This window comes from Methylibium sp., assembly GCF_013817365.1.
Classification (GTDB): domain Bacteria; phylum Pseudomonadota; class Gammaproteobacteria; order Burkholderiales; family Burkholderiaceae_C; genus Methylibium.
Map to the genome: position 1 here is coordinate 1 of NZ_JACDCU010000206.1, position 6955 is coordinate 6955.

Annotated in this window: 8 protein-coding genes and 1 pseudogene; all 9 read left to right on the plus strand. The window is 65.5% G+C overall.

Going from position 1 to position 6955, the window contains the following annotated elements; genetic code table 11:
• A pseudogene (locus H0W38_RS13090) lies at positions 1-427 on the plus strand (sulfite dehydrogenase); the annotation flags it as partial.
• Positions 411-1547, plus strand: coding sequence for a c-type cytochrome (locus H0W38_RS13095; protein WP_292454711.1), 1137 nt, complete (start codon positions 411-413; stop codon positions 1545-1547). The pseudogene H0W38_RS13090 and the gene H0W38_RS13095, both read left to right, overlap by 17 nt.
• An 85-nt stretch (positions 1548-1632) precedes the next feature.
• Positions 1633-2106, plus strand: coding sequence for a thiosulfate oxidation carrier protein SoxY (gene soxY, locus H0W38_RS13100; protein ID WP_292454714.1), 474 nt, complete (start codon positions 1633-1635; stop codon positions 2104-2106).
• Positions 2107-2153: 47 nt separating this feature from the next.
• Entirely contained in the window at positions 2154-2465 is a 312-nt protein-coding gene (gene soxZ, locus H0W38_RS13105; protein ID WP_292454717.1) for a thiosulfate oxidation carrier complex protein SoxZ, read from the plus strand.
• Positions 2466-2564: 99 nt separating this feature from the next.
• Positions 2565-3359, plus strand: a complete 795-nt coding sequence (soxA, locus tag H0W38_RS13110) for a sulfur oxidation c-type cytochrome SoxA (protein ID WP_292454721.1) — start codon at positions 2565-2567, stop codon at positions 3357-3359.
• A 10-nt stretch (positions 3360-3369) separates the two neighbouring features.
• Positions 3370-4023, plus strand: a complete 654-nt coding sequence (gene soxX, locus H0W38_RS13115) for a sulfur oxidation c-type cytochrome SoxX (protein WP_292454724.1) — start codon at positions 3370-3372, stop codon at positions 4021-4023.
• Between the two features lie 68 nt (positions 4024-4091).
• Complete coding sequence (gene soxB / locus H0W38_RS13120; protein ID WP_292454726.1) at positions 4092-5843, plus strand: thiosulfohydrolase SoxB; 1752 nt, start codon at positions 4092-4094, stop codon at positions 5841-5843.
• Entirely contained in the window at positions 5837-6352 is a 516-nt protein-coding gene (locus H0W38_RS13125; protein WP_292454728.1) for a heme-binding protein, read from the plus strand. The genes soxB and H0W38_RS13125 overlap by 7 nt, the downstream gene beginning before the upstream one ends.
• Positions 6353-6463: 111 nt before the next feature.
• A complete protein-coding gene (locus H0W38_RS13130; protein WP_292454730.1) occupies positions 6464-6877 on the plus strand; it encodes a DsrE family protein in 414 nt (137 codons plus the stop codon).
• Positions 6878-6955: the final 78 nt, after the last annotated feature.

A 6955-nucleotide genomic window follows, 5' to 3' on the forward strand; every position in this document is an offset into this window, starting at 1 on the left:
CCTCATGCCCGACGGCCGCCACCGCCAATACACCAGCACGCAGGAATGCAAGAGCGTCGTCACCACGCCCTCGGGCGGGCAGGTGCTGCTGGACAAGGGCTACTACAACATCACCGGCCTCGCGTGGTCGGGCAAGGGCAAGGTGAAAAGGGTCGATGTGTCGACAGACGGCGGGCGCAACTGGCGCAGCGCGCGACTCGAGACACCGCTGCTGAGCAAGTGCCTGAGCCGCTTCAACCTCGACTGGGTCTGGGACGGCAAGCCGGCCATGATCCAAAGCCGGGCGATGGACGACACCGGCTACGTGCAGCCGACGTATCAGCAGCTTCGCAAGGTGCGCGGCTCGCGGTCGATCTATCACAACAATGCCGTGCAGACCTGGTTGGTGCAGGAAAGCGGAGAGATCAAGAATGTTCAGTTGTCGTGAGCTGCTGATCGCCGCCGGCTTGTGCGCCGTGTTGGTGGCTCCCGCGCAGGCGCTGGCGCAGGCCGATGCCTATCCGGGGATCGGTCGTGCGGCAACGGCGAAAGAAGTCACCGCCTGGGACATCGACGTGCGGCCCGACTTCAAGGGCCTGCCGCCCGGAGCCGGCTCCGTCGCCTCGGGCATGCAGGTCTGGGAAAGCAAGTGCGCCTCCTGCCACGGCGTGTTCGGCGAAAGCAACGAGATCTTCATGCCGATCGTCGGCGGCACCACGAAAGACGACATGGAGTCCGGTCGCGTGGCGCGGCTGAGGGACGCCGACTATCCGGCCCGCACCACCTTGATGAAGTTGTCGTCGGTCTCGACCTTGTGGGACTACATCAACCGGGCGATGCCGTGGGCGCAGCCCAAGTCGCTCAGTACCGAAGAGGTGTACGGCGTCACCGCCTACATCCTCAACATGGGTGGCATCGTCGGGGATGATTTCGTGATGTCGGATCGAAACATCGCCGAGGTGCAGGCGCGGCTGCCCAACCGCCACGGCAAGTCCGCCGACCATGCGTTGTGGCCGGGTGCGGGGGCCGGCCAACGCGAGCCCGACGTGCAGGCGACGGCCTGCATGAAAGATTGCGCCAAGGAGCCTGAGCTGCGCTCGTTCCTGCCGGACCACGCCCGCAATGCCCACGGCAACCTCGCCAAGCAGAACCGAACGGTGGGTGCGCAGCGTGGTGCCGACACGAGCCAGCCGCCTGCGGCGTCGCTGCAGGCGAACGCGGCCCGGGCCGACACACGCGCAGCAGCAGGGCAACCCGCGAAGATGAACGCCGCCGCATCTGGTGCGGGTGCAAAGGCACAGGCGAAGAGCGGCGCAGCGGCCATTGCGCTCACCCGAAAACACTCATGCGTCGCATGCCACGGCATGGAGAGCAAAATTGTCGGCCCGAGCTTTCGCGAAGTGGCCGGCAAATACGCGGGCCGCGTGAATACGGTGGCGTATCTCGCCAGAAAAATCAAGGCAGGCAGCTCTGGCGTCTGGGGCGCCGTTCCCATGCCGGCACAAGCGCTAGGCGAGACCGATGCCCAGGCCATCGCGCAGTGGCTCGCCGACGGAGCCAGCGAGTGAGCCGCCGGGCAACCGCCACCTTAGGGATGGCACCGATCGTCGAAGCATCCTGCTTCATTAGGATATGCAGATAAAGGAGTTCGATATGCAAACTCGTCGAGACATGCTTTCCCATTCGAGCAAGGTGGCCCTTATGCTGGCCGCTGCCGGCTTGGTGCCGTCTTTGTCGCTGGCCCAGGCTGCGGCCGGCGACTACAACAAGGCGGCCTTCGAAGCCAAGAGCATCGACGACCTGATGAAGGCGCTGGGCGCAGGCACGCCGGTCGAGAGCAAGGACGTCACCATCACCGGCCCCGACATCGCCGAGAACGGCGCCGTCGTGCCGATCGGTGCGGCGACCACGCTGCCGGGTGCCAAGCGCCTGCTGCTGCTGGTCGAGAAGAACCCGTCGGTGCTCTCGGCCATGTTCGACGTCAACGATGCCATCGAGGCGAACTTCTCCACGCGCGTGAAGATGGGTCAGTCCTCGGATGTCTATGCGGTGGCCATGATGGGCGACGGCAAGGTGCTTTTCGCCAAGAAGGAAGTCAAGGTCACGCTCGGCGGTTGCGGTGGGTGAGGTCGTGCGCTGTGCACTGCAACCTTAATTGATCGAAGGAGTTCAACATGGCAGATCCGATGCGCATTCGCGCTCAAGCCGCCGGCGACAAGGCCACCGTTCGCGTTCTGATGAGCCACGAGATGGAGACCGGCCAGCGCAAGGACGCCGCCGGCAAACCCATTCCGGCCTGGTTCATTCAGGAGGTAACGGCGCAGCACAACGGCAAGCCGGTTCTCAGTGCCCAGTGGGGGCCGGCCGTCGCAAAGAATCCCTATCTCCAATTCGTCGTCAAGGGCGCCAAGGCCGGCGACAAGATCACCATCACTTGGGTCGACAACAAGGGCGACAAGCGCAGCGACGAGGCCACGGTGACCTGAGCGCCGTACCGCGTCCCGCGCTCGGGCGGCACGCCGCTTGTAAGCGCATTTGCGAGCACCATGGCCTGACTCGAACAGAAAGACAAGGGGAGACGAATCATGAAGCGAATGTTGATCGCGAGTGTGCTGATGGCATCGATGGTCACCGCGGTGGCGCAAAAATCGACGGCCGAAGGCATTGCCGAATATCGCAAGATGCTCGAGGACGGCAACCCGGCCGAGTTGTTCGAGATGAAGGGCGAGGAGCTCTGGAAGAAGAAGCGCGGCCCGAAGAACGCTTCGCTCGAGCAGTGCGACCTGGGCAAGGGGCCGGGGCAGGTCAAAGGCGCTTTCGTTGAGTTGCCGCGCTACTTTGCCGACACCGACAAGGTCCAGGATCTCGAGTCGCGGCTGCTCACCTGCATGGAGCGCCAGCAGGGCTTCGACGCCGCCGAGATTGCCGCCACGCCGTTCGGCAAAGGCGAGCAGTCCAACATCGAGTCGCTGGTGGCGTACATCTCGACGGCTTCGCGCGGCATGAAGTTCAATGTGCCGCAGGGTCACCAGGAAGAGCGCACGATGCTCGAACTCGGCAAGCGCGCCTTTTTCTACCGCGCCGGGCCCTACGATTTTTCCTGCGCCTCGTGCCACGGCGCCGATGACAAGCGCGTGCGGCTGCAGGACCTGCCCAACCTCACGGTCAACCCCGGCGACGGCGTCGGCTTCGCGGCTTGGCCGGCTTACCGGGTCAGCAACGGCCAGCTGTGGGGCATGCAGCGGCGGCTCAACGACTGCTTTCGCCAGCAGCGCTTTCCCTACCCGGGCTACGGGTCCGACGTGATCACCGCGCTCAGCGTCTACATGGGCGTCAATGCCAAGGGGGCGGAATCGATCGCCCCGGCCCTCAAGCGCTGAAGGAGAGAACATGCACAACAAGCACCTCTGGATCGCCTTGGGCGCCGGCACGACCGCGCTGCTGGCCGGCTGCGCAGCCCTGGCGCCGGCCCCCGATTACGACGCGCTCACCGCGGAGATGATGAAAACGTCCTTCCGCGACCAGGGCATCGCCACGGTCGACCGGCTGCAGCAGGATCCGGCCAACGCCGCATGCTCCAAGGCCGCGGGGGCCGAGTTGCCGTCGGCCACCGCCAAGGCGATCGAGGCGGCCAACCTCAAGACGGTGAAGATGCCCAGCGACGGCAAGTTCATCGGCGACTGGAAAGCCGGCGAGAAGCTGGCGCAGAACGGCCGCGGCATGACCTGGAACGAGAAATCCGCGGCGACCAGTGCCAACGGCGGCAACTGCTACAACTGCCACCAGATCGGCAAGGCCGAGATTTCCTTCGGCACGATCGGCCCGAGCCTCTACCAATACGGCAAGCTGCGCGGCGTCAGCGATCCGCAGAGCGCTGCGTCCCGACCGATCGTCGAATACACCTGGGCCAAGCTGTACAACTCCAAGGCCTTCATCGCCTGCTCGGACATGCCGCGCTTCGGCCATGCGGGGTTGCTCGACGAGACGCAGCTGAAGAACGTCATGGCTCTGCTGCTCGACCCGAAATCGCCCGTCAACCAGTAAGCGGGGCAAGCTTTCGAGCCCGCGCGAGCGGGCTTTTTCATTCGAGCAATATCGTTGATTGCTGAACCATGAATCTTTCGAAGCGCGAATTCCTGCAAATGCTGGGCGCCGCCTCGGTGGCCGGCATGGCGCTGGGGCGCCATGCAGATGCGGATGCCGCTGCCGCGCAAAGCGCGCTGTACGACGTGCCGCGTTTCGGCAACGTGTCCTTCCTGCACATGACCGACTGTCATGCGCAACTCAAGCCCATCTATTTTCGCGAGCCGAGCGTCAATCTGGGCCTCGGCGACATGCGCGGGCAGTTGCCACATCTTGTTGGCGAACACCTTCTCAAGGCGGCCGGCCTGCGTCCCGGGACCGACCGCAGCTACGCCTTTACCTGCCTCGATTTCCAGCAAGCAGCCGAGCGCTACGGCAAGGTCGGCGGTTTCGCGCATCTGGCCACTTTGGTCAAGCAGCTCAAGGCCAGCCGCCCCGGCGCGCTGCTGCTCGATGGCGGCGACACCTGGCAGGGCTCGGCCACGGCGTTGTGGACCAACGGACAGGACATGGTCGATGCCGCCAAGCTGCTCGGCGTCGATGTGATGACCGGGCACTGGGAGTTCACCTACGGCATGGAGCGGGTGAAGGAAGTCCTCGCCAAGGACTTCAAGGGCCAGGTCGCCTTCGTCGCGCAGAACGTCAAGACCAACGACTTCGGCGACCCGGTGTTCGATCCGTATGTGATGCGAGAGATCAACGGCGTGCCCTGCGCGATCATCGGCCAGGCCTTTCCCTACACGCCGATTGCCAACCCGCGCTGGCTGGTCGCCGACTGGAGCTTCGGCATCCAGGACGAGAACATGCAGAAGGTGGTCGACGAAGTGCGAGGCAAGGGGGCGCAGGTCGTCGTTCTGCTATCGCACAACGGCATGGACGTCGACCTGAAGATGGCCTCGCGCGTGCGCGGCATCGACGCCATCTTCGGCGGCCACACGCACGACGGCGTGCCGGTGGCCGTGCCGGTCAGCAACGCCGGCGGCAAGACGCTGGTCACCAACGCCGGCAGCAACAGCAAGTTCCTGGGCGTGATGGATTTCGAGGTGAGGGACGGCAAGGTGGCGGACTTCCGCTACCGGCTGCTGCCGGTGTTCGCCAATCAGCTTGCGGCCGATCCGGCGATGGACGCGCTGATCACCCAGGTGCGCAAACCCTACGAGGCGAAGCTCGCCGAGAAGCTGGCCGTGACCGACGGCATGCTCTATCGACGCGGCAATTTCAACGGGTCCTGGGACCAGCTGATCTGCGACGCGCTGATGGACGTGCAGGGCGCCGAAATCGCGTTTTCGCCGGGCTTCCGCTGGGGCACCTCCTTGCTGCCCGGCGACACGATCACGCGCGAACTGATGATGGACCAGTTGGCCATCACCTACCCGCAGGCCACGGTGACCGAGATGACGGGGGCGACCATCAAGACCGTCCTCGAGGACGTGGCCGACAACCTCTTCAACCCCGATCCCTACTATCAGCAGGGCGGCGACATGGTGCGCGTGGGCTGCCTGGCCTACACCTGCACGCCCGGCGAGAGCATGGGCAGCCGCATCGCCGACATGCGGCTGGCCGGCAAGCCGATCGAGGCAGGCAAGACGTACAAGGTCGCCGGCTGGGCGCCGGTGGCCGAAGCCGCGCGCACTGCACCGGGCGCCAAGCCGGTGTGGGAGGTGGTGGAAACCTGGCTGCGCGGGCAGGGCGGACACGTGAAAGCACGCTCGCTGAACACGCCCAAGCTCGTCGGCGTTCAGGACAACCCCGGTATTGCAGCGAAAGGATCGGCATGCTGACCCGACCGCTCCTTTTACTTGCCGGCACGGTGCTGAGCGGATCTCTGTTGCTGGTTGCGCCGGCATCGGCCCAGGATGAGGGCACCTTCGCCGTGAAATCGCTGACGCCCGAGACGGCCCTCGCAGCCGCGCGTGCCGCGATGGCGCATTGCCGTGCGCAGGGTTTCCAGGTGGCGGTGGCGGTGGTCGATCGCTCCGGCGTGCTGCAGGCGTTGCTGCGCGACCGCTACGCTGGCGCGCACACGATCGATGTCGCCACGGACAAGGCCTGGACCGCAGCCAGTTTCAAGATTGCGACCGCATCGCTGGCCACGGAGACGCAGGCCGGCAAGCCGATGAGCGGCCTGCGCGCCGTGCCGCGGGTCATGGCCGCGGGCGGCGGGCAGGTCATCGAAGGGGCCGGCAGCCTGCTCGGTGCCATCGGCGTGTCCGGCGCGCCTGGCGGCGAGGCGGACGATGCCTGCGCCAGCGCCGGCATCAAGGCGATCGCCGACGCGATCGAGTTCTAGCGTTCCCCGCCGCAGAATGAGTGCCTGTGCCGATCTCGATCGGCAGCCGTTCGCAGCGGCATCGCGTACAGCATCGGCGTGATGCCCCGTCGTTCTTTCAAGGAGACTCCCATGCGCATTCGCCAGACTTTTGCGGCCCTCGTTCTCACCCTCGCGGCGACCGGCGCGCTGGCCCAGGACAAGGTGGCGTATCACATCAACGACAGCGACACGCAGGCCCTGGCTGGCCTGCGCAACGTGAAGAACCACCTGGACACCGACCCCAAGGCGCAGATCACAGTCGTCACTCACGCGGGCGGCGTGGACTTCCTCATGTACGACGCGCAGGACCGCAACGGCAACCCTTACGAGGTCGCGGTGCAGCAGCTTGTGGGGCGGGGCGTGAAGTTCGAGGTCTGCGAGATCACCTTGAAGAACCGCCAGCTCGAGCGCAAGCAGTTCATCCCCGAAGCCGCTTTCACGCCTTCGGGCGTGGTGCGCCTGTCGAAGCTGCAGGGGCAGGGCTACTCGTACATCAAGCCTTGATGACGGCGCCTTGCGGGCGGCGCTGAGTGCCGGGCCGAGAAGCATGCGAGGCGCCTTCGAAACGGCCCGCAGCCGAAT

Excerpts from the sequence above, each read along its gene's own strand:
- H0W38_RS13130 (WP_292454730.1), top strand. The coding sequence starts at position 6,464 with ATGCGCATTCGCCAGACTTTTGCGGCCCTCGTTCTCACCCTCGCGGCG.
- soxB (WP_292454726.1), top strand. The coding sequence starts at position 4,092 with ATGAATCTTTCGAAGCGCGAATTCCTGCAAATGCTGGGCGCCGCCTCG.
- soxA (WP_292454721.1), top strand. The coding sequence starts at position 2,565 with ATGAAGCGAATGTTGATCGCGAGTGTGCTGATGGCATCGATGGTCACC.
- soxZ (WP_292454717.1), top strand. The coding sequence starts at position 2,154 with ATGGCAGATCCGATGCGCATTCGCGCTCAAGCCGCCGGCGACAAGGCC.
- H0W38_RS13125 (WP_292454728.1), top strand. The coding sequence starts at position 5,837 with ATGCTGACCCGACCGCTCCTTTTACTTGCCGGCACGGTGCTGAGCGGA.
- soxX (WP_292454724.1), top strand. The coding sequence starts at position 3,370 with ATGCACAACAAGCACCTCTGGATCGCCTTGGGCGCCGGCACGACCGCG.
- H0W38_RS13095 (WP_292454711.1), top strand. The coding sequence starts at position 411 with ATGTTCAGTTGTCGTGAGCTGCTGATCGCCGCCGGCTTGTGCGCCGTG.
- soxY (WP_292454714.1), top strand. The coding sequence starts at position 1,633 with ATGCAAACTCGTCGAGACATGCTTTCCCATTCGAGCAAGGTGGCCCTT.